General features: G+C 41.4%; 20 protein-coding genes. 10 read left to right on the top strand and 10 right to left on the bottom strand.

The window, feature by feature from the left end; translation table 11 throughout:
* A complete protein-coding gene (pncB, locus tag ACYQ3L_RS10255) occupies positions 1–1,164 on the top strand; it encodes a nicotinate phosphoribosyltransferase (protein ID WP_379995585.1) in 1,164 nt (387 codons plus the stop codon).
* Positions 1,165–1,298: 134 nt separating this feature from the next.
* Here pncB and ACYQ3L_RS10250 read toward each other — a convergent pair whose 3' ends face one another.
* From ACYQ3L_RS10250 to dapF, 8 genes are all read right to left on the bottom strand, one after another.
* Positions 1,299–2,051: a C40 family peptidase gene (locus ACYQ3L_RS10250; RefSeq protein ID WP_379995587.1), complete on the bottom strand. Its 753-nt coding sequence runs from the start codon at positions 2,049–2,051 to the stop codon at positions 1,299–1,301.
* Positions 2,052–2,146: 95 nt separating this feature from the next.
* On the bottom strand, positions 2,147–2,689 hold the full coding sequence (locus tag ACYQ3L_RS10245) for a C40 family peptidase (RefSeq protein WP_379995589.1): 543 nt from the start codon (positions 2,687–2,689) through the stop codon (positions 2,147–2,149).
* A 106-nt stretch (positions 2,690–2,795) separates the two neighbouring features.
* Positions 2,796–3,485, bottom strand: a complete 690-nt coding sequence (locus ACYQ3L_RS10240; RefSeq protein WP_379995591.1) for a calycin-like domain-containing protein — start codon at positions 3,483–3,485, stop codon at positions 2,796–2,798.
* 146 nt (positions 3,486–3,631) lie between these two features.
* Entirely contained in the window at positions 3,632–5,056 is a 1,425-nt protein-coding gene (locus ACYQ3L_RS10235) for a glutamate synthase subunit beta (protein WP_379995593.1), read from the bottom strand.
* A 112-nt stretch (positions 5,057–5,168) separates the two neighbouring features.
* Positions 5,169–9,686, bottom strand: a complete 4,518-nt coding sequence (gene gltB / locus ACYQ3L_RS10230; protein ID WP_379995595.1) for a glutamate synthase large subunit — start codon at positions 9,684–9,686, stop codon at positions 5,169–5,171.
* Positions 9,687–10,151: 465 nt separating this feature from the next.
* The gene (locus ACYQ3L_RS10225) at positions 10,152–12,329 is read right to left on the bottom strand and encodes a glutamine synthetase III family protein (protein WP_379995597.1); all 2,178 of its coding nucleotides are present in this window, start codon (positions 12,327–12,329) and stop codon (positions 10,152–10,154) included.
* Between the two features lie 88 nt (positions 12,330–12,417).
* On the bottom strand, positions 12,418–13,650 hold the full coding sequence (locus ACYQ3L_RS10220; protein ID WP_379995599.1) for an LL-diaminopimelate aminotransferase: 1,233 nt from the start codon (positions 13,648–13,650) through the stop codon (positions 12,418–12,420).
* 121 nt (positions 13,651–13,771) lie between these two features.
* Complete coding sequence (dapF, locus tag ACYQ3L_RS10215; RefSeq protein WP_379995602.1) at positions 13,772–14,614, bottom strand: diaminopimelate epimerase; 843 nt, start codon at positions 14,612–14,614, stop codon at positions 13,772–13,774.
* Between the two features lie 1,008 nt (positions 14,615–15,622).
* Here dapF and ACYQ3L_RS10210 point away from each other — a divergent pair.
* The gene (locus tag ACYQ3L_RS10210) at positions 15,623–16,846 is read left to right on the top strand and encodes a glycosyltransferase family 87 protein (RefSeq protein WP_379995604.1); all 1,224 of its coding nucleotides are present in this window, start codon (positions 15,623–15,625) and stop codon (positions 16,844–16,846) included.
* Positions 16,847–16,857: 11 nt separating this feature from the next.
* Here ACYQ3L_RS10210 and asnB read toward each other — a convergent pair whose 3' ends face one another.
* Positions 16,858–18,528 carry an asparagine synthase B gene (gene asnB, locus ACYQ3L_RS10205; protein WP_379995911.1) on the bottom strand — a complete coding sequence of 557 codons (1,671 nt, stop codon included), beginning with the start codon at positions 18,526–18,528 and terminating at the stop codon, positions 16,858–16,860.
* 259 nt (positions 18,529–18,787) lie between these two features.
* On the opposite strand from asnB, the gene ACYQ3L_RS10200 reads away from it, so the two are divergent.
* From ACYQ3L_RS10200 to pdxH, 6 genes are all read left to right on the top strand, one after another.
* The gene (locus tag ACYQ3L_RS10200; protein ID WP_379995607.1) at positions 18,788–19,309 is read left to right on the top strand and encodes a hypothetical protein; all 522 of its coding nucleotides are present in this window, start codon (positions 18,788–18,790) and stop codon (positions 19,307–19,309) included.
* Between the two features lie 129 nt (positions 19,310–19,438).
* Positions 19,439–19,750, top strand: coding sequence for a 50S ribosomal protein L21 (rplU, locus tag ACYQ3L_RS10195; RefSeq protein ID WP_379995609.1), 312 nt, complete (start codon positions 19,439–19,441; stop codon positions 19,748–19,750).
* 19 nt (positions 19,751–19,769) lie between these two features.
* Positions 19,770–20,033 carry a 50S ribosomal protein L27 gene (gene rpmA / locus ACYQ3L_RS10190; protein WP_379995611.1) on the top strand — a complete coding sequence of 88 codons (264 nt, stop codon included), beginning with the start codon at positions 19,770–19,772 and terminating at the stop codon, positions 20,031–20,033.
* A gap of 215 nt (positions 20,034–20,248) precedes the next feature.
* The gene (locus ACYQ3L_RS10185) at positions 20,249–20,749 is read left to right on the top strand and encodes a flavodoxin (RefSeq protein ID WP_379995613.1); all 501 of its coding nucleotides are present in this window, start codon (positions 20,249–20,251) and stop codon (positions 20,747–20,749) included.
* Between the two features lie 15 nt (positions 20,750–20,764).
* Entirely contained in the window at positions 20,765–21,112 is a 348-nt protein-coding gene (locus ACYQ3L_RS10180) for a DUF2023 family protein (RefSeq protein ID WP_379995615.1), read from the top strand.
* Between the two features lie 490 nt (positions 21,113–21,602).
* Complete coding sequence (gene pdxH, locus ACYQ3L_RS10175) at positions 21,603–22,241, top strand: pyridoxamine 5'-phosphate oxidase (RefSeq protein WP_379995617.1); 639 nt, start codon at positions 21,603–21,605, stop codon at positions 22,239–22,241.
* Positions 22,242–22,289: 48 nt separating this feature from the next.
* Here pdxH and ACYQ3L_RS10170 read toward each other — a convergent pair whose 3' ends face one another.
* Positions 22,290–23,312: a DUF4349 domain-containing protein gene (locus tag ACYQ3L_RS10170; RefSeq protein WP_379995619.1), complete on the bottom strand. Its 1,023-nt coding sequence runs from the start codon at positions 23,310–23,312 to the stop codon at positions 22,290–22,292.
* Positions 23,313–23,427: 115 nt separating this feature from the next.
* Between ACYQ3L_RS10170 and ybaK the strand changes: the two genes are divergently transcribed.
* Both ybaK and ACYQ3L_RS10160 read left to right on the top strand, forming a co-directional pair.
* On the top strand, positions 23,428–23,961 hold the full coding sequence (ybaK, locus tag ACYQ3L_RS10165) for a Cys-tRNA(Pro) deacylase (RefSeq protein ID WP_379995621.1): 534 nt from the start codon (positions 23,428–23,430) through the stop codon (positions 23,959–23,961).
* Between the two features lie 143 nt (positions 23,962–24,104).
* Positions 24,105–24,335, top strand: coding sequence for a 4Fe-4S binding protein (locus ACYQ3L_RS10160; protein ID WP_006798521.1), 231 nt, complete (start codon positions 24,105–24,107; stop codon positions 24,333–24,335).
* The last annotated feature ends 19 nt before the right edge of the window (positions 24,336–24,354 follow it).

Below are 24,354 nucleotides of genomic sequence, written 5' to 3'. Positions count from 1 at the left end.
ATGATAATTAAACATTTCACCGACAACGACCTTTATAAATTCTCCGTAATGCTTGCCATACAGAAACTATATCCGTGGGCGTATGTCAAGTATGCATTTACCAACCGGGGAAGGACACAGTTTCCGGAAGGATTTGCCGAAAGAATGCGGGAAGAAGTGGCGGCAATGGCCGATCTGAAACTGACACAGGAAGAAAAGAAATTCGTAAAGACTAAATGCTATTTCTTCGATCCGGTATTTGTCGACTTTCTCGAAGGATTCAAGTATAAGCCCGAAGAGGTCACTATCATACAAGAAGGAGGAGACCTCAGTGTAATTATAGAAGGTTATTGGTATCGTACTGTTTTGTGGGAAGTTCCTTTGCTAGCTATCATATCCGAGCTATATTTCAAAATGACCGGAGCTACGCCCGCAGATGTGGAGGGGAAAGCTGTGGAAAAAGCTAAAGCGCTGAGCGGAATAGAAGCCGATTATTCGGAATTCGGTACACGGCGCCGTTTCTCCTTTGAGGTACAGGATAAAGTGGTAGGGACATTAAAAGCCCATTCGGGAGAATATTTCAAAGGTACAAGTAACGTGTATCTGGCTATGAAATACAATACTACCCCCATTGGTACTATGCCGCATGAATGGTTTATGTATCACGGGGCTATCTATGGATACCGCTCGGCAAATATCAAAGGACTGGAAGCATGGGTAGATGTATATGACGGTAGTCTGGGTATTGCTCTTACAGACACTTATACAACCGATGCGTTCTTTGATTCGTTCAGCCTCAAACATGCAAAATTGTTCGACGGCGTGCGTCACGACAGTAGTGATCCGCTGGTATTTGCTGACAAAGCAATTCAGTTTTATGAGAAAAACCGTATCGATCCAATATCAAAAACGCTTGTATTCAGTGATTCCCTGAATCTGGAGTCGGTGAAAGCAATAAAAAGCCATGTGGCCGGGCGTATGCACGACACATATGGTATCGGCACATTCTTTTCCAACGATGTAGGAGTAAAACCTCTGAATATAGTAATAAAACTCACAGATGTAAAAGTACATAAGAAAGATACTAATTATCTGAAAGCCGTAAAGCTTTCAGATGTTGCAGGCAAGCATACAGGTGATGAAAGAGAAATCGATCTGAGCCTTAGGACTCTGGGACTGGAATAAGAAAAAGCCTTGTTTTAAACTTCCTTCGCTCTGATTTCTAGAACGAAGAGAGTCCTGTGATATAGTATTCAAAACTTAGGAAAAAAAAAGGAGATACCTTTCGATATCTCCCCGTATTTGATATTTGCCGGATATTAATTCCTTCCGCCTTTACGCCAGGTCCTGCTATAATAACCTTCGGCCAGGGAACTTACAATAACGCCATATTTTATAGATGCATGAATAAATTTCCCTTCTCCCAGATACACGCCTACATGATTGATGTATTTCTTGTTGAATGTAGAAAAGAATACCATATCACCGGGAATAAGGTCATCTTTATCAAGAACGGATTCCTTTACATTTTTAGCTATCGTGGTGCTCACCCTGTCCAGCTGTTGCCCGAATACATTCTTATAAATAATATTGGTAAACCCTGAACAATCGACCGCCTTGCGGCTCATCCCACCTCTTCTGTAGCGTGTTCCCAACCAGTCGGCCACTTCCCGGTACAAGGGAAGAAAAGATACATCCTTTATGGCAACACCTAACTGAGAGGATAGTTCCTGCATCTCTTTAATTTCTATCATGTGCTTCTGAATAGCGTCCAATGATCTTGAAATACCGGCATCAGCCATCAGGTTATCCGATGAAGAGAATAGTGTAGAATGGTCTTCCAGTGTCTGCTTTACCTGAGGCAAAGCTACTATGTTACCATCGGTAGTTTCAACTTCTATATTACGGGCAGATTGTTCTACTTTGACCTTTTTTGCAGTGACCGCACTTATCTTTGATTTTTTCTTACCTGTCTTTGATTGCTTTGGTGTAATCGCTGCTATTGGCATAAATCCCATCGAAAACACTAATAGCATGGTGGATATTCTCAAAAATTTCTTCTGTGCAAGCATGGGTGTTAAATTTTAAATCGGATAAAAGTAAAAAAATCAACTTAATATAGGACTAAGTTCCCGTTTTTTTTATAATTATTTAAGGACTATTTTAACTATTTTATCCGGCCCGCTTTTTTCCATGCATGGCTGTAGTAACCTTCGTCAAGATGGCTTACAATCACTCCTTTTGAGGTTGATGCATGTATAAAACTTCCATCTTTCAGGTAAATCCCGACATGGTTGATCCGCTTTGAATTCTTAGATGTGGCAAAGAAAACGAGATCGCCTGTCTTAAGTTCATTTTTGGATACCTTATGCATTTTCATATCCGCCAGGTCTGACGTAGACCTTGGAATCCTCTTTCTATATACCTTCTGATACATCAGAAATGCAAATCCTGAGCAGTCAAGACCCCGCCGTGACAATCCCGCATGACGGTATGGCACACCAAGCCATTGGGAAACTTCGGCATATAATGGCATATTCTTGTCATCATCCTTATCTGTATTGCTGAGAGGGATGCCTAGCTTTTTGGAAAGTTCCGCAACTTCTTTAGGATCATACAATTGCCCGCCCGGAGTTTTTTGTGTCCCGCAGGAAGTAACCAACAGAATCAACAGGACGGATAGTATGGAATAGAGGATGAATCTTTTCATAAAATCTGGTTTACATGCTAAAGGTAAGTATTATATAATAGAAAAAGCGGCTCTTGTTTCCAAAAACCGCTTTCCGTATATTAAATAAAGAAATTAATAGACGTCATTATTTTTTATCACCTGAGAAAGTTACATCTATGCTTCCTAATAGAGGAACCTTTGTTACTGCAATAGCCAAGTTCATAGATACTTCTTCGACAGTTCCTGAAACAGCAACATCAACTTCTATCGGATTACCCATCATTGTTAATGTTAGAGATGTAGAAGTTTCTTCTAATATTACTTTCCCATTACTTAATGTCAGAGGAATATCACTTACAATAATATCACCCAATTCCATCTCAGAAAATGAGAAATTCTTCAGACTTACTTTAACTTTATCACTTGAGATTTTCTCAAGAGTTATTTCACTTTCAGAATCTTGGCCTAATACAGAAAGTGTTCCACTATATGTTCCTGCAACCTGGTCAGCAAGACCGACAACTGTAACTTTAAGAGTAGTTGTTTTTTTATCCTTATCGGTAACTGTTATAGTAGTTTCACCTGCGGCTACGCCTGTTAAAGTAATTACATCGCCGCTTACCGAAGCTGTCGCGATAGCGTCACTTGCTGAGTTTACTTTGTAGTCTCCATTACCCTGAGTTATTTTCACTGTTACAGTAGCACCCTGATCTACATTCACTTCACTTTTTTCCAATGACAGGTTTACCGGATCATCGTCATCGCTACTACATGCTGTAAAAGTCAGTCCTAATGAAAAGACAAACATTAATAAACATAAAAGTTTCTTGTTCATAATGAATTTATTTGGTTAATAAAATTGGTGTTTCAGATATATTGATGCATTCTACCAATCCAAAGTTGCATAAAGATATTCAACTTCACAAAGCTTATAACATCATAACTATATCGAACAGTAAAAATATTAACTAAAAATAACATTCATTTGCTTAAATATTCGTCTATATGCTGAGCTGTTTTCCGTCCCGATGCGATACTGGTTACTACTAAAGATTGCCCGCTCACACAGTCGCCTGCACCGAATACTTTTGCCACATTTGTAGCCCGTTTGGCATCCGTGGCAACATTATGGCGGATATCATCGGTCTTTATTCCAAGTTCTTTCAACAGGCCTTCCTGTATAGGATGAACGAAACCGAGAGCAAGGAATACAAGGTCCATTTTGAGGATTTCGGGTTCGCCGACTTCTTTCATAACATGTTTGCCGTTCTCGTCCTTTTCCCAGGCTATCTCAACCAGTTCAACGGCTGTCAGTTTGCCGTCTTCACCGATGAACCGCTTCGTATTCAGCGACCAGCGGCGCTCACAGCCTTCGAGATGGGATGATGATGTCTTAAGAACGACAGGAAACGGATTAGGCCAGGGATTTTCTATATCCTCCAGCTTGGCCGGCTTCGGCAGAATCTCTATCTGCAATATATTGGCTGCTCCCTGACGGTTAGCCGTACCGATACAGTCCGAACCTGTATCTCCGCCACCGATGACAAGAACATTCTTACCTTTGGCATCTATAATCTGGTCTGCCGGAATCTCTTCCTTTGCAATCATCTTATTCTGAGCCGTGAGATATTCCATAGCGTAATAGACGCCTTTCAGTTCACGTCCTTCAACCGGGAGGTTACGGGGTACCTGTGAGCCGATAGCGACACAGACAGCATCATATTCTTTCAGGATATCTTTGCCTTTTATATCATTACCTATTTCAGTATTTACTACAAACTTCACACCCTCGGCTTCCATCAGCTTCAAGCGGCGATCGATGATATTCTTATTCAGCTTGAAATCAGGAATACCGAAACGGAGTAAGCCTCCTATGTTGGAATTTTTCTCATAAACAGTCACATCATGCCCTTTTTGGTTCAGTTGATTAGCTACAGCCAGTCCTGATGGCCCCGAACCTATCACGGCCACTTTCTTTCCGGTACGGTGTACAGGCACTTTAGGCTGAATAAAACCTTCATTGAAAGCGTGTTCCAATGCAGACGCTTCATTCTCACGGATAGTTACAGGAGCACGATGTATCGACAGTACACATGACTTTTCACAAGGTGCGGGACAAATACGTCCTGTAAACTCAGGAAAGTCATTGGTCTGCATCAAGACTTCCGCAGCCAGTTTCCAGTTTCCTTTATATATATATTCCTGCCATTCGGGCATCTTATTGCTTAGCGGGCATCCCCAATGACAAAACGGGATACCACAGTCCATGCAGCGTGATGCCTGTTCGCGGCGGTCTTCTGTATTCAGGGTCTGTTCTACTTCACCAAAATCGAGGATACGCTCCTGTGCCGGACGGTATCCTGCGTCTTTTCTTTTTACTGTTAAAAATGCTTTTGGATTTCCCATGCTTTTAATATGCTAATTATCTAATATGCCAATATGCTAATGGAACAAGGATATAATAGTCTTTTCATTTATAAATTTGCTCATTGGCAAATTGGCACATTAGCACATTGTTTTAGTAATCGAATTCTACTTGTGCTATCTTTTTCTTTATAGCTTCCAGTTTCTCATCCTGTAATACTTTCTTGTATTCAATAGGGGTTACTTTCATGAATTTCTCTACCTCTGTATTCCAGTTATCGAGAATATGTTTTGCCAGAGGGCTGTTTGTATATTCATAATGATTGGTGATCAACTGACGAAGTTCCTTACTATCGTAAGTATCTTCTATCAATGTAAGTTCAACCATCTGCATATTACAATAATAGTCGAAGTCGCCGTCTATGTTATATACATAAGCAACCCCGCCGCTCATACCCGCCGCGAAATTACGTCCTGTCTTTCCAAGCACTACAGTACGGCCACCCGTCATATATTCGCAACAGTGGTCTCCGGCTCCTTCCACAACAGCAGTTGCACCGCTATTGCGTACACAAAAGCGCTCCCCTACCCGTCCGTTGATATATATTTCGCCGGAAGTAGCACCATATAATAAGGTATTACCGGCAATAATATTTTCTTCCGGTTTGAAAGTAGATACCGCAGGTGGTACAATGATGATCTTACCTCCCGACAAGCCTTTGCCCACATAGTCATTGGCGTCGCCTTCCAGCTTGAATGTCACGCCATGAGAAAGAAATGCACCGAAGCTCTGTCCGGCTGCCCCCTGGAATGTACATTGGATAGTATCCGCAGGAAGTCCGGCATTACCGTATTTCTTCGCTATTTCACCCGAAAGCATAGCTCCTACAGTACGATTCGTATTCCGTATTGTATGGGTAATAACGACAGGCATAGCCTTATCGATAGCCAGACGAGACGTAGTGATCAACTTACGGTCGAGTACATCGTCCAGCTTATGTTCCTGTCCTTTAACTCTATGTATGGCATTCTCCTTCGCTTCAACAGGGAAATAGATCAGGCGGGACAAATCCAGCTTCGCCACCTTCTTACTATCATGGCTCTTAACATACTTAAGTAAATCGGCACGGCCTACGATCTCATCCAACGTCTTCACTCCTAATGATGCCAGATGCTCACGTACTTCTTCGGCAAGGAAATTGAAGTAGTTAACCAGATATTCACTACGGCCGATAAACTTCTTCCGTAACTCTTCATTCTGTGTAGCCACACCTACAGGGCAGGTATTCAGGTGACACTTGCGCATCATAATACATCCCAATACGATCAGCGCACTGGTTGCAAAGCCGAATTCTTCCGCCCCAAGCATCGCAGCTACTATAATATCATGCCCGGTCTTTAACTGACCGTCTGTTTGCAAATACACCTGTCCGCGCAGATTATTCAGCACCAAAGTCTGTTGTACCTCAGCCAAACCGATTTCCAGCGGAAGCCCGGCATGCTTGATCGAACTGGCAGGACTTGCGCCTGTACCTCCTTCGCAACCACTGATGACTATGCGGTCGGCTTTTGCTTTCGCCACTCCGGCGGCAACAGTTCCCACCCCGCTTTCAGATACCAGCTTCACACTTATCTGTGCGGCCGGATTTACGCTTTTCAGGTCGAAAATCAACTGCGCCAAATCTTCGATAGAATATATATCGTGGTGCGGTGGCGGTGATATCAGCGAGATACCCGGAATCGAATGCCGGGTCTTAGCTATAATCTGATCTACTTTGAAGCCCGGAAGTTGTCCTCCCTCACCTGGCTTTGCACCCTGTGCTATCTTGATCTGGAGTTCGTCCGCATTAACCAGATATTCGGTAGTTACACCGAAACGGCCGGATGCCACCTGCTTGATAGCTGAACGCGCATTGGTCGCAAAACGTTCGGGCAATTCACCACCCTCTCCGGTATTGCTTTTACCTCCGATAGCATTCATTGCCACAGCCATAGCTTCATGCGCTTCGCGACTGATAGAACCGAACGACATGGCTCCTGTTACAAAACGCTTGGTAATAGCCGACACAGGTTCCACCTCAGAAATATCGACAGGCTTCTTTGCCAGATCGAAATCAAGGAAATCACGCAGGAAAATCTTTTCCGGCTTCTTGTCTATCAGATCTGTATATTCCCTGAATTTCTTATAGCTGCCCAGACGTGTCGACATCTGGAGATTCATTATCGTTTCGGGATTCCATGCATGATACTCACCATTGCGGCGCCATGCATATATACCCTGACTCACCAATGAAGGATCTGCAAAATCTTCCTCGAAAGCTTCGTAATAAGCTTCTATCGTATCGCTGGCAATATCATTCAAATCGACACCTTCTATTTTGGATGTTGTTCCTTTGAAGTATTTATCTATAACTGCCGAACTGATACCAACAGCTTCGAATATCTGCGCTCCGATATAGCTTTTCAATGTTGAAATACCCATCTTAGACATGGTTTTCAGCAAACCTTTGTTGATGGCCTTCACATAATTCTTCATGGCTGTATGAAAATCGAGATGTATATCCCCTTTCTTCACCAGTTCTTCAATGACAGCCAGTGCCAGATACGGATTCACAGCATTTGCCCCGTAACCGAACAGCAATGCGAAATGCATCACCTCGCGCGGTTCGGCAGATTCCACAACAATGTCTATCTGCATACGCTTGCGGCGTTCCACCAGATAATGATGTACGGCAGACACGGCCAGCAGACACGGGATAGCGGCATTATCAGGGTTAACGCCCCTATCGCTGAGAATGATATAATTATTACCGTTATCAACGGCCTTTTCTGCTTTTTTACATAGTTCGTCTATGGCTTTTTCCAAACCTGTGCCACCTTGCTTAGGATCGAAAAGTATCGACAACACTTCACACTTAAAGCCTTTGTATTGCAGGTGAATCAACAAGTCCAGCTCCCTGTTGGAAAGGAAAGGATTTGACAATCCGACCATCTTGGTATGCTCCGGCATCGGCTCCAGTATATTCTTGTGAAGCGAACCGATATATCCGGCCAGTGACATTACCAACTCTTCACGGATCGGGTCGATAGGCGGATTTGTTACCTGCGCAAATAACTGACGGAAGTATGTAAACAAGCGTTGCGGCTTGTTCGACAAAACAGCCACAGGCGCATCGTTACCCATCGAGGCAGTAGGTTCTTTCCCTTCCGCTGCCATAGGTGTCAGTATCTTTTCAATATCTTCTTTATAATAGCCGAATACTTTCAGCATCTTGGTGTAGTCTTCCACATTATATTTAGGAGTCCTACCCGAAGAAATATCATCGAGTGAGATACGATTTTTTGCCAACCAATCGCGATAAGGATATGCTTTTGCCAGTTTTTCTTTTAGCTCGGCATCATATTGTATAGTACCCTCTTCGGTATCCACCATCAGCATCTTACCTGGACGAAGACGCCCCTTTTCCTTTATTTCAGATGGTTCGAACGGAAGTACTCCCATCTCTGAAGCCACTACCATAATACCACTGTGAGTCATCAGGTAGCGCGCAGGACGTAAGCCGTTGCGGTCGAGCAATCCTCCTGCATATCGTCCGTCAGAAAACAGCAATGTAGCGGGACCATCCCACGGCTCCATAAATATACTGTGATACTCATAGAAGGCTTTCAGATCGTTCGAAATAGGATTCTTATCGTTCCACGATTCAGGTACCATCATTGCCATAGCATGCGGAAGCGATTTACCGGACATCACAAGGAATTCGAGCACATTATCGAATGAAGCACTATCACTCATATGCGGCTGTACAATCGGCCACAAATCACTGATATTACCTAATAATTCCGATTTCAACACACTTTCGCGGGCTTCCATCCACAGGCGGTTGCCCTTGATTGTATTAATTTCCCCGTTATGGGCTACCATTCTGAAAGGGTGTGCCAAATCCCATGTGGGAAATGTATTAGTACTGAATCGCGAGTGTACCAGAGCAATAGCACTTGTCAGATGCGGGTTCAGTAAATCGGGGAAGTAATGGCGGAGCTGCTCCGACGACAACATACCCTTATATATGATACGCTTTGTGGACAGGCTGACAATATAAAACGCCCTTTTTGTATCTAAAGAGAAAACCTTTGAACTGAATATCTCCTTTTCAATCTTCTTGCGAAGAATATAGAGCCGGTGTTCCAGTTCATCCTGAGACATCCCCTCTTCTCCAACCACAAATATTTGTTTTATATTCGGTTCATTCGAAAGAGCCATTTCACCCAATATATCGCTATTGACAGGTACATCACGTACTGCCAGAAGCTTTAAACCTTCCTTATCTATATATTGTGTCAGGGTAATCATGCATGACTCCATTTCTTTTTCACCTTTAGGTAAAAAGACGAGTCCTGTCCCATAATGTCCTTTTTCGGGAACGGGAATCCCTTGTAGTAGTATAAACTCGTGTGGTATCTGCAACATAATACCGGCCCCGTCTCCGGTTTTGTTGTCTGCATTTTCTGCCCCACGGTGAGTCATGTTCTCCAATACACGGAGACCATTCTCAACGATGGCATGGGATTTAGCACCCTTCATATGAAGCACCATCCCTACCCCACATGCGTCATGCTCATAGGCCGGGTCATATAATCCGTGCTGTACTGCTGATTTTAAATCCTGCATAGTTATTAGTTGATATATAATTGATAGAAATTCCGATTTCCGCCCCAAACTAAGACAGATGACAAATATACAAATTTTCAAGACATAAAATCTCCTTTTGTTCGAAAAAATGATTTTTTACGTAAAAAAAATAGATTTAACCTATTTTATTTAACAAAAATCTATTTAAAATTATTTTTATACCGGCTACCTGAGAATATAATCGTTAATTAATACTTTTGACATATCACTCTCTATTAAAAATATAAGAATCATGAAATAATTTCTGTCAGGATACCTCCCGGGCAATAGTATTAGGCAGCAGGAGCGGTAGAAACCCGAAAAAAAATGAAGGAGACGGCAAGAAATACCATAAACCCGTATTGGGCGATATAACAGCGGTGCGGATAAAAAACAGGGCGGATACAAACAAAAAGAATCCCGACCTCTTACGAAGCCGGGATTTTTCATTATAAATAAAAGCGATTAACGTATAAAAAGTAATTCCCTGTATTTAGCCAACGGCCACATTTCATTATCCACAATCAATTCCAGTTTATCTACATGATAACGGATTTCATCCAGATAAGGCGCTACATTATCGTGATAAGCTACGGCTTTTTCGCGTTCGCTCTCGATATTATTGGCTATCTTACGTGCATCTATCATCTCGTGCACCTTAGCATTTATCGCGTTCACATGAGTAGAAACTTTCTCTATCAGCCGCAATTGCTCTGCGCCCAGTGTTTTATAGTCGTCCGACACTTCTTTCAGTTTCGATACGTTTGTAAGCAGGATGGACTGGTAGGAGATTGCCACAGGAATAATATGATTCAGAGCCAGATCTCCAAGTACGCGAGATTCTATCTGTATCTTTTTGGTATAGGTTTCCCACTTCACTTCGTTACGTGCATGTAATTCCACTTCGGAAAGGATACCTGTAAATGTTTTGATACTTTGTTTCGATGTGTATGCGTCATAAATCACAGGAACGCTGGTTTCGCAATCCAGTTTGCGCTTCTTGGCTTCAGCCTTCCATTCATCGCTGTAGCCATTACCGTTGAAACGGATAGGACGAGATTCCTTGATGTATTTTTTCAACACTTCATATAAAGCTTCCTCCTTCGATTTACCCTTAGCTATCAAGCCATCCACTTCTTCTTTAAACAACCGGAGTTGCTCGGCAACAGATGCATTCAGTGCAGTCATAGCAGAAGCACAGTTTGCAGAAGAACCCACCGCACGGAATTCGAAACGGTTACCAGTAAAGGCAAACGGAGATGTACGGTTGCGATCGGTATTATCGAGAAGAATTTCAGGAATCTGCCCCACACCAAGGCTGATCTGCTTCTTACTGTCGACTACAATCGCGTCTTTCACCGCACTCTTCTCAAACTTATCGAGTATATCACTTACCTGAGAGCCGAGGAAAACGGATATGATAGCCGGAGGCGCTTCGTTCGCACCTAAACGGTGAGCATTTGTAGCAGAAGAAATAGATGCTTTCAGCAATCCGTTATTCTTATGCACTGCCGCAAGAATATTTGCCACAAAAGTAATGAAGCGCAGGTTTTCTACCTGATCTTTACCCGGAGACAGCAGGTTGATACCTGTATCGGTACTTAGCGACCAGTTATTATGTTTACCCGAACCATTGATTCCCTTGAACGGTTTTTCGTGGAATAATATACGGAATGAGTGTTTACGTGCTACTTTATCCATCACAGACATCACCAGCAGGTTATGGTCTACAGCCAGATTACACTCTTCATATATAGGGGCCAGCTCGAACTGATTCGGCGCAACCTCATTGTGGCGGGTCTTCACCGGAATACCCAAAGCATATGCTTCATACTCCAGTTCTTCCATAAAGCGTTGTACACGTTCAGGTATAGAACCGAAATAGTGATCTTCCAACTGTTGATTCTTTGCACTCTCGTGGCTCATCAGCGTCCTCCCTGTTAAAGCCAGGTCGGGACGAGCCATGAAAAGGTCTTCATCTACAAGGAAGTACTCCTGTTCCCAACCCAGATTGGATTGTATTTTCTTTACATCCTTATTAAAATAGTGAACGACTTCAGTCGCAGCCTTATCTACGGCAGCCAGAGCTTTCAGCAATGGAGTCTTATAGTCCAGCGCCTCGCCTGTGTAAGAGATGAATATAGTAGGGATACACAGCGTATTACCAACAATGAATGCAGGGGAAGACGGGTCCCAGGCCGAATATCCGCGGGCCTCAAATGTATTGCGAAGACCTCCCGACGGGAAACTGGATGCATCCGGCTCCTGTTGCGCCAGAAGCTTTCCTTCAAATTCTTCTATCAGACCGCCCTGGCCGTCATGTTCTACAAATGCGTCGTGTTTTTCGGCAGTTCCGTCTGTCAATGGATGAAACCAGTGTGTATAATGAGTCACACCGTTTTCCAAAGCCCACATACGCATACCTGCAGCTACGTGCTCAGCAAGATTACGATTCACAGACCCTCCTTTATCGATAGCATTATTCAGTGCTTTGAAAGTTTCCTTCGAAAGATATTTAGTCATAGCTTTCCGGTTGAATACTTTCTCTCCATAATATTCCGATGTCTTCTTTTCCGGTTTTCGCACCTCTACCGGTTTTCTTTCCGAGGCCATCGCTACTGCTCTAAAACGTAACTTTGTCATAAACTTGTTTTTATTGAGTTATATAGATTTTATTTCAAAATTTTATGTTTCAATATTTTGTACACCAATAAAATACAGAATCTTTTTATTAAATAGATATCTTTCTGAGACGACTCACCGCCTCTTTTGTATTCTCCAGCGTGCCGAATGCCGTCAGTCGCAGATACCCTTCGCCACTCGGCCCGAAACCGACACCGGGAGTCCCTACCACATTCAGTTCATTGAGCAGATAATCGAAAAATCCCCACGAAGTCATACCATCAGGAGTTTTCACCCAAATGTATGGGGAATTCACTCCGCCATAGACTTTCAGCCCTTGCGTACTAAGCCCTTCACGTATGATCTTAGCATTATTCAGGTAATAATCGATAGTTTCTTTTACCTGCTTTTTACCTTCGACGGAATAACAGGCTTCAGCGGCACGTTGTATAATATATGGCACACCGTTAAATTTTGTCGTATGCCGTCTGTTCCATAATTTATTCAATGATACTTTTTCTCCCGATCCGGTATATCCCACCAGCGCTTTAGGCACCACGGTATATGCGCAACGTGTACCGGTAAATCCTGCAGTTTTGGAAAAACTCCGGAATTCAATAGCTACTTCCTTTGCTCCTTCAATTTCGTATATGCTGTGAGGTACATCGCTTTCGGTTATATATGCTTCATAAGCGCTATCGAAAAGAATAAGCACCTTGTTTTTCAATGCATAATCTACCCATATCTTCAATTGCTCTTTTGTCAAAGTCGTTCCTGTCGGATTATTCGGATAGCATAAATAGATTATATCCACTTTTCCGGCAGGCAGTGAAGGTACAAAATCATTCTCCGCAATACATGGAAGGTATATAATCTTACTCCATTTGCCGTTCTCGTTCAAATCGCCCGCACGACCAGCCATCACATTGGTATCCACATAAACCGGATATACAGGATCTGTAATGGCGACAATATTATCCAGGCCGAGAATATCTCCGATGTTCCCAGTATCGCTTTTAGAACCGTCACTGACGAATACTTCATCTGCCGAGATATCCAGTCCGCGCGCTTTATAATCGTTTTCAACAATTGTATTTACAAGGAAATCATAACCCTGCTCCGGTCCGTACCCCCTGAACGTAGCCGCATCAGCCATCTCATCCACAGCTTTATGCATAGCCTCGATAGAGGCCTGCGGAAGCGGTTTTGTCACATCTCCGATACCCAGGCGGATGATGGTCGCGCCGGGATGTGCAGTTTTGAATTCGTTTACTTTGCGTGCTATATCCGAGAACAGGTAGCTTCCCGGGAGCTTTGTATAATTTTCGTTTATTAATATCATTTTTAGTTACGAGTTACGAGTTACGAATTACGAGCCGTATGATCGGCAAATAAATAAGTAACCAGTATTTATATTCATTTTCTAATTTGCTAATATTCTAATTTACTAATATTCAAATCTGCTAATTTACCAGTTCGCCTTCGAACACAGTAACAGCTTCACCTGTCATATACACATGGTTATTAAAGACACTCCACTCTATCTTGAGGTCGCCTCCCAGCAAATGTATCGTGATCTCCCTGTCGCAATGATTATTCAGCACGGCAGCCACGGCAGCGGCACAAGCCCCTGTCCCGCAAGCCAGAGTCTCCCCTGCCCCGCGTTCCCACACACGCATATTTAAGGTATTGCGGTCTACCACTTCGATAAACTCGGTATTGGTTTTGCGAGGAAAGACAGAATGGGTCTCAAACTTAGGGCCTAAAACAGGCAGATCCAAATCTTTGATCCCCTTCATAAACACTACAGCGTGCGGATTTCCCATAGACACACACGATATCTTCCATATCCTGCCGTCTATATCCAAAGGATAATCCAATACGGGCTCTTCCGCAATCTGTACCGGAATCAGGGTAGGTGCAAGTATCGGCTCTCCCATATCCACTGTCACCTTTCGCGCAACTGCATTACCTTCCTTCAATGTGATATATTTTATACCGGCTTTTGTCTCCAGTGTTATTTCTTTTTTATCGGTCAGCCCGTTATCATACACATATTTGCCCACACAGCGCGAAGCATTACCACACATTTCGGCTTCCGAACCATCGGAATTAAACATCTGCATTCTAAAATCACAGGTATCCGAGGGTAATATCAACACCAAGCCGTCGGAGCCGACACCAAAATGACGGTCACTCAGACGGACTGCCAGCTCAGAAGGATTCTCTATTTTCTGAGTGAATCCATTCATATAAATATAGTCGTTTCCGGCGCCATGCATTTTAGTAAATTTCAATTTCTTCATCCTCTACCCCTACCTATTTTTTACGTATTATATTATTCCTATTTTCAAGACGCAAATTTCGTACAAATTATTCGATTTCACAAGAAATTTGTATCATTTTTTCATTTTTAATAAAATAAAAAATCTTTTTGACTTGTAAATTTTCAAAACAACAAACATAAAGTCAGAACGCAAGACTAAATGATTTACAAATGTCACACCTTTTACAGATTCGACACCTTTAATCTATCTTTTTTCTATTTATTTGAGCAAAATATTTCTTTTGAACACCATATTAAGTAATGGAAAAAAATTTATCTATATAATTAGAACTGATAGCCTTTAGCTGTCAGCAGATAGTTCTTTGAAGTATTGATTAAAGCAGTTACGAGTAAAAGAGACACGAGATACAAGTAGACGAGATACGACGAGTCACGAGCTGTAGACTAATGACTGCTATGTTGACTGTTTACTGACATATCTGTTACCTTTGTTACTTTTTAACAGTTAGGGGTTACAAGATACTCTATTTTGTTTCACGCAAAGGCGCAAAGTTTTACATCTTACGAGTTGTTGACTGATGACTGTTTACTGATGACTGTAAATACTGTTACCTTTTTTAAGAGTTACAAGTTACTGCGCCCTAGGGCAGTTACGAGTTACAAGTTGGTTTACTGATTACTGACTACTGTTTACTGAAATAAGTGTTACCTTTTAAAAGCATACAGTTAATTAATACGAAAATGACAGGTGAAAAAATAGCAAAAATGTGTCAGAAGTGTCAGGTTTTAACATTGTATAGTTAATTTATATAAAAAAACAACTAATAGTTATAGCTCTCAATTTTCATAGGTTTTCCCTAAAATGTTAATAAAAAATTTCCTATCCCACATAAAATACGCATCTTTGCAAACTCTAGAATCCGGAATATTAGATTTTAGAAATAATAACTCAAAAAAAGCGTATAGCATGCACCTTTTTCAAAGCACAGGGCTATCACTTTAATTATTGGATAATAAGAGATAGAAAATGAGCCCGATTGTTAATTTTTTCAGAAAACCTGTATTTTCTGATAAGAGATTCCTCCTCTTCGTATGGACCCTCATCCCTGTGATTGGCGCACTCAAAGCCAGTCGTATTCATAATAATTATAAAATATTCAGTGGCTCATTCTATCATGCCCTTGAACAGATCAACCTGTACGCGCCTTATCCGGCCGAACATCATGATAAGTTTTATTATGGCCCGGTCTTCACCTTTATTGTTGCACCATTTGCTCTCCTACCCGACAGGCTCGGAATATTACTCTGGGATGTAGCCATGAGCCTTACCCTGTTTTTTGCCGTTTATTATCTGCCGATTGCCTGGAAAAGGAAATACCTGTTTTTTTACATAATAGGAGTGGATCTCTATACCTGCGTAATGAATAGCCAAACAAACGGCCTGATTGCCGCATTGGTTATCGGCAGCTTCATCTGTATACGGAAAGAGAAAGATTTCTGGGCCGCATGCCTCATTATGCTCGGCACTTTTATAAAACTATATGGCATAGTGGGATTAAGCTTGTTCTTTTTCTCAAAACACAAAGGAAAACTTACGCTATACATGGGTATATGGGCAGCCATATTCTTCACCCTGCCAATGCTGATCTCTTCTCCCGAATTCGTCATACAGAGTTATGGAGATTGGTTCCAGACCTTATCTGCTAAAAACGTTATTAATATAACTAACTTTTCACAGGACATCTCTGCCATCGGACTCATCAGAAGATGCTTCAATATACTGGATGCACCGGCATTTTATATAATCGTGCCGGGACTTGTATTATTCGGACTTCAATATATAAAAGTCAGATGCTACGACGATCTGGCTTACCAATTCGGCATCCTTGCATCCGCCTTATTCTTCATTGTCCTTTTCAGCACCGGTTCCGAAAAAGAAACATACATTATTGCCATGACGGCCCTGGCCTTTTGGTACAGCCTGCAAAAGTACCCGAAGAACAAATGGATAACCGGACTACTGGTATTCACCTTATTCTGGACACTGATAACATCATCCCATATATTCCCGAAAAGCATACACGACGATATATTTAAAAGATATTCACTGAAAGCGATCCCAAGCCTTGCCGTATGGCTTATCCTTGTTTATCAGATTATCACATCACGGGGCATATTGAAAGAATTTCCGCAGGAGGAGTACACAGATGAGGAGAAAAAAACACTTTCAATACACCCGCATAAGCAATAAGCTAACCCCTATTACTTATCATACGCCTCGGCATGCACCGCTTTTACCGCACGGCCGGACGGGTCCACCCTGTTCTTAAATGAAGCATCCCATTCCAGAGCCACAGCCGTACTGCAGGCCACCGAAGGCACTGACGGCACTGTATGAGCCGCTGACGCCGATGGAAAATGCCCTTCAAACATTGTGCGATACCAGTATTCTTCTTTCGACATTGGCGGGTTGATAGGAAAACGCTCTGCTGCATGCTCCATCTGACGGTCGCTTACTTTTTTATCAGCAACCTCACGCAATGTATCTATCCAGTTATATCCTACACCATCCGAGAATTGCTCTTTTTGACGCCACGCTACACTCGCGGGCAGATAATCCTCGAAAGCTTTCCGGAGTATATGTTTTTCGATCTTACCATTACCGCACATCTTATCCTGAGGGTTCAGGCGCATAGCCACATCCATAAATTCCTTATCCAAAAACGGCACACGCCCTTCAACCCCCCATGCTGCCAACGACTTGTTTGCACGCAAACAATCATATAAATGAAGCCTGTCCAGCTTACGAACTGTTTCTTCATGAAATGCCCTTGCATCAGGCGCCTTATGGAAGTACAGATAACCGCCGAAAAGCTCATCCGAGCCTTCACCTGACAGCACCATTTTCACACCCATAGACTTTATAAAACGAGCTAATAAATACATAGGAGTGGACGCCCGCACAGTTGTCACATCATACGTTTCGATATGATAAATCACATCGCTCAATGCATCTATAGCTTCCTCCACCGTAAAATTAATCTCATGATGGACCGTGCCTATATACTCCGCCACCTTACGGGCTGCAATCAAATCGGGAGCATCTTTCAAACCTACGGCAAAAGAATGAAGTTGCGGCCACCACGCCTCCGTCTTATTGTCGTCTTCTATACGCCGTGCAGCATAACGCTTCGCCACAGCCGATATAACAGACGAATCCAGGCCACCCGAAAGCAAAACCCCATAAGGCACATCCGACATCAACTGGCGGTGCACCGCTGCTTCCAAAGCAGTTCTCAATTCTTCGACATCCGACTTATTGTCTTTCACATTCTCGTATTCCATCCAGTCACGCTTGTACCAGGGTTTAAGCATCGTTCCATCTTCACTGAAGATATAATGACCGGGTAAAAATTCCTGAATATTCGGACAAATACCCTCCAGCGCCTTCAACTCACTGGCTACATAGAATTGCCCGTAATCGTCATAGCCCATATATAAAGGTATAATACCCATATGGTCGCGACCGATCAATATAATATCTTTTTCAACGTCATAGAGTGCAAATGCAAATATCCCATTCAGATCTTCAAACAGACCGGCTCCTTTATCTTTATACAAAGCCAGGATAACTTCACAATCGGAATGAGTAAGAAACTCATAGTCAGGATACCGGCTTCTTATTTCTTTATGATTGTATATCTCGCCATTAACGGCCAATACAAGTTTTTTGTCTTTACTATACAGAGGCTGCTTGCCCGAATCAACTCCCACAATGGAAAGCCTTTCATGGGCAAGAACAGATTTACTGCCACAATATACCCCAGACCAGTCAGGCCCCCGATGGCGTATCTTCTTGGCCATGCGAAGCACCTGCCCACGAAGCACATCTATATCTTGAGTCAAATCGAATACACCTACAAATCCACACATATATCTATAATTATTTTTTTTGTTAGCTTTATACTTTACCACAGTCCGGCAAATTTATATCATTTTATTCTTAATTCAAAATATAAAACAGAAATATAACACATTTTATTTATATTTTATCTCACATTGTCAAAACACGATTGAAGCAAAATATTCTCGTTGCAATTACATAAATACACCATTTAACTATGATAAATTCATTCCAAAAAAAATAATACATATCTTTGCATAAACATTTTACAAAACAAATCTGTGAGCGATGAACAAAAACATCACCTTTCTTACATTGCTTGTTATCATCAGTATTTGCAGTTATTCATGCGGCGATGATTATGAACCCAAGCCACCTGCACCATTAAACGGCGAATGGCTCAACGAAAAACGTGTATTAAAATCAAACGACCCCACTGTAGATGAGAGAGTAAACAGTATGTTCATCCGGGATGCAGAGTTACTCGAAATAAAAAGGATTTTCGATGTAAATGAAAATGATCCGAATTCGGGAGCTATATCCACGTTGGCTGTAAACCGGCAAAATGGTTTGAATGCAAGAAAAAGAGAAAGTGCATATACCACAAAAGGAGACAGCATATTTATAGTAGACGGAATACTGGGCAATATGCCGGGAACAAACATCATATCCGGTAATAAATTAACTACAGTAACCAAAGTAAACAAACAGGCGATTAAAGCTATCATTACTGAAATTGGCGGCGATATAAATATACCGATGCTGGACGAAATAGAAGGAGTATTGACTATTATAGATTATAAGAAATAATATCGCTTAAAAAATATTTGAGTATTCCATAATATTTTATTACTTTTGTCACCCGATTGCCAATAGGCCAACAAGAAATCCGTGTAAACGGGTTCGCCTCAGGCACATAACCTGTAAATATAAAAACAGATGTACGTTATTGTAGACATTCAAGGACAACAAATGAAGGTTGAAGTAGATCAAAAATTGTTCGTTCACAGAATCAACGCAGAAAATGGCTCTAAAGTAGAGTTCGAAAAAGTATTATTAGTTGACAAAGATGGTGCTGTAACTGTAGGTGCTCCTACCGTAGAAGGCGCTAAAGTGGTAGTAGAAGTAATATCTCAGGCAAAAGGAGACAAAGTGCTTATATTCCACAAGAAAAGAAGGAAAGGACACCGTAAATTGAACGGTCACCGTCAACAATTTTCAGAAGTTGTAGTTAAAGAAATTATTGCTTAATCAGTAAAAACAGAAGAAAATGGCACACAAGAAAGGTGTAGGTAGTTCGAAAAACGGCCGTGAATCGGAAAGTAAACGATTAGGCGTTAAAGCATTCGGCGGAGAAACAGTTAAAGCCGGAAACATTATAGTTCGCCAGAGAGGTACAACACATCACCCTGGTGAAAATGTAGGTATCGGAAAAGATCACACTTTGTTTGCATTGACAGACGGAGTAGTATCATTCCGTAAAAAGAAAAACGATAGATCTTATGTTTCTGTACTTCCTAAGGCAGAAGCTTAAAACATAGTTTAAACGGTATAAAGAGGGCAGGCTGAATATTCAGTCTGCTTTTTTTATTTTGAATACCTTTGAGCAAATGTCCTGAAACGTCTTTCTACTTATAAATAAGTAGTTTTGCCTGCAATTTTCATTATTTCTCGGTATTGCCCCTGTCCGATATATATTGTTTCTTTGCATTGTCAAATTGAAATTAATAACTATAATTTATTTACAATATGTCTAAGATTGGAATATATTACGGTTCCACAACCGGAAACACTCAAGAAGTTGCGGAAGAGATAGCAAAAAAACTGAATGTAGACAAAGCTGATTTACACGATGTATCCAAAGCTGATACAAATTACGCGGCTTATGATGTCCTATTGTTCGGATCACCTACATTAGGTCTTGGAGATTTGCAAGACGACTGGGAATACTATCTCGACAAGGTGAAAGCTGCCGATCTGAACGGGAAGAAAGTCGCCCTTTTCGGATGCGGAGATTCTTCATCATACAGCGACACTTTCGGTGATGCAGTAGGCAAAATATATGATGCGATAAAAAGCAAAGGCTGTAAATTTATCGGGCAGGTAAGTACAGAAGGTTACACATACGACAGTTCGGAAGCTGTAGTTGACGGTCAGTTTGTAGGCCTGCTAATAGACAATGACAACGAATCGAACCTTACTGACCAACGGATCGCGCTCTGGACAGAAGATTTGAAAAAAGTAATTTAAAAATCCGACTGATTTATGCGTGTTTTCTACCATCTCATTTATGAATATAAGAAAGGTGTCCGCGACCTGATGCTCTGCACCCTGACCGCAGATACGGAAGAAAAAGTAATCTGGAAATTGGAGAAAAACGGAATCAGTTATAAAATACAACGGTTAAGAAATGGTAATATAAATGTATTCTTCGGAAAAGATGAATGCCTGAATGTGGCAAACCGGATTTGTGGCGACAAACCATTAAACCTGCTGACTCCGGAAGAGGACTTTATACTTGGCATATTACTCGGATACAGTATCAGTGAACAATGTAACCGGTACTGCAAAAAGAAAAAAGAAAAGGACAAGCACATACTTTGTTTAGCATAACTTTTCTATTGATAGTTTTTTTAGTTGATCTTAGGTCCCCACAGACGAGATGTCAGTGGGGATTTTTTTTATCTTATCCCTAATATTTTATCTATATAGCGGAAACTTGATTTCCGCGTTCTTTTATGTATTGATCGAGCCTCCTCAATCCTCAAGGGGCAGAACTGTTAAATTCTGATTTTAATTTTAGCTGTTACCCTCTTGTCATCCTGAGGGACGAAGGATCTCCTTCGATTTAGGAGATGTTTCACTTCGTTCAACATGACAAAGAGGATATAAGAATCTGCAAGAAAAAAAATTAGCTCCGCTGACCGTTGGTTCTTAATTCTTAATTTTTCATTCTTCATTCTTAATTGCTTTCCCTGTTACCTTTGTTACTTTTTAGTTACGAGTAATGAGTTACATGCTATTGACTATTGACTGTTAACCGAAAAAAGTGTCAACTTTGTCAACTTTTAAGTATTTTTGAAGATCAATAAATACTGATAAAATGACTGATCTATTTAATATACGTAGAGACTTTACCCTAAAAACGCTGGATGAAAGTGAAGTCACACCCGATCCCATTATCATGTTCGAACGGTGGTTCAATGAGGCCGTAACTGCCGAAACCTTAGAACCCAACGCAATGAATCTGGCTACAGCGACCAGTGACGGCAAACCATCTTCCCGCATTGTTCTGCTAAAGCAGATAAAGCCGGAAGGGTTTGTATTCTTCACCAATTACGATAGTAGGAAGGCTGTCCAAATAACGGAGAATAACCATTGCGCCCTTAACTTTGTATGGCATGAACTGGAAAGACAGGTGAGAATTGAAGGTATTGCAAAAAAAATACCGGAAGCAGATTCCGATTCGTATTTCGATGTACGCCCTGCAAAAAGTAAACTCGGAGCATGGGCTTCGCCTCAAAGCCGGATAATACCTGACAGGCAATATCTGGAACAACTCATGGCAGATTTTGAAACCCGTTTCACAGGAAAAGAGATAAGCCGCCCTGAAAACTGGGGAGGATACATCGTTAAGCCAGATCTAATAGAATTTTGGCAGGGACGCAAAAACCGCCTGCACGACAGGATACAATATACATTGGCGGACGGGGGCTGGAAGATCGAGCGCTTAGCTCCGTAAAACATAAAGGAGATAAACACCTGAGTATCTATCTCCTTCCTGCCATGATCACCCCTGCTTATTCCTTTTCCTTATCTTCATAAAGATAAACAACCCGATAGCGAAAACAATGATGAGTGGCCAGATATGAACCAGAATAAGAAATGTGGCACTAATAATGTACCACCCCCCGGCAAATGCATCTAACAGTTTGGAGCCAAAATCCGGAGTGTACTCCTTAATTGCAGTTTTACGGAGTATCTTCTCGGAATACTCTATTTTGTCCTGATACATGCTGATGTTTATGGTGCTGTATGCAATCTGCTCATTAGTCATATATTCGGAGATCACTTTTCTGTCAGCGTCTTCGAGGCTTGTATCCAGGGCATCTTCCGCTGCCATTACATCATCCAGCTTACGCCCGGTTGTACTGATCGCGTTAGATATGCGTTTTTGCCTCTTAGACAAGCGAACTTGAGCCAACTGGTCAGCCATCAGTTTTACTGTAACGTCCTGCGCATCTATCGTCCGGTAATCCACCAGAATGGCCAAAGGTGCTATCTGGCGCAGAACGGAATCGAGCAATGACGCAGGAACTTTCAACTCGATGGTTGCAAGAAGATTACATGAATAGTTGACTATTGCGGAATCCTTTGAAATATTGACAGTTTCCGAATACAGGTTCTCGTTATTGATGGCAGACTTAATAATAAAGCCTCTGTTTTTCAGCGCTATATCCTCTATTGACTGTGTAGCCGGAACGACTTCTCTTACTTTAAATTTTGTAGAGGCTGTACGCACAAACTTATGTACACCATCATCATAGGTTGCAACGGCAGCTGAAGAGGTGATAAAATTAGGAACAATCTGTGGCGGAGTGAATTTGAGTGTAGTAGAAGGAGCTTTCTCTTTCTTCTCCACTTCATATGCTTCGTCGAGAACTTGGTCTGCACTGCTTTTTTCATCTTCTACAGCAGTCATGGACATCTCATAAGATTGTTCTTGCTGAATACTTTTATTACTGTTGCCGCAAGACAGCATGCCAGGAAATCCTATGATAGCGATTATAAAAAGATTAGTTATGCTTTTCATGATATAAATGTTTAAATTCGTGTTTTAGTTAATAGATAACTATAAATGGTTAATTCCATAAACATCTTGATAAATTATTTGTTTTAAACACCGAAAAAGGTAAGATATGCCAGCTATGAAAATAGAGAAAACAAACGCCGTTAGATTACTGGACAAAGAAAAAATAGAGTATAAACTTATTCCTTATGAAGTCGATGAATCAGACCTTAGCGCCGTCCATGTCGCCGAACAGCTAAATGAACCTGTAGAACAATTATTTAAAACATTGGTATTGAAAGGAGATAAATCAGGATATTTTGTCTGTATTATTCCCGGAGCAAAAGAACTGGATTTGAAAACTGCGGCAAAGGTATCCGGTAACAAGAGCTGTGACATGATACCGATGAAAGATCTGCTGAATGTGACAGGATATATAAGGGGTGCGTGTTCGCCTATAGGGATGAAGAAGAAATTTCCGACATATATAGATGTTTCATGTAAAAAATATAATTTTATCTATATAAGTGCAGGAAAAAGAGGTTTACAAATTCAGATAAGACCGGACGATTTGATCCAAGTAGTTGACATAAAGACAGAAAAAAATAGCCGAATGCAATATTGCATAGACAACCAACTGAAATTCAAGCACTCATATTCTCCTAAAAAATAATAATATGTTTAGTGACATGATTTTTTTTAACATCTTTGTTATCCAAAAAGAAGAATATAAAAATAAATACGCATACCTTTGTGTCAGGATCGGATGAAAATTCCCTGGCGGAAAAGTAATGCTAAAATAATTATTATAAGGAAATGGCCAAAATCAAAGGAACAGTCGTAGTTAATGAAGAACGCTGCAAAGGCTGTAATCTATGTGTAGTTTCATGCCCTTGCGATGTTTTGGAGCTTCAGCCCCGAAATGTAAATCAGAAAGGATACCACTATGTTTTTATGAAAAATCCCGAAGCTTGTATCGGTTGTGCCAATTGTGGTTATGTATGTCCCGACGGATGTCTCACCATTTACAAGAAAAAATTTGAATAGTATAACGAATTACTTGTCC

Source organism: Dysgonomonas termitidis, from assembly GCF_054657735.1.
The sequence above is the reverse complement of the archived record's forward strand: the minus strand, read 5'-3'. Positions and strand labels throughout refer to the sequence as shown.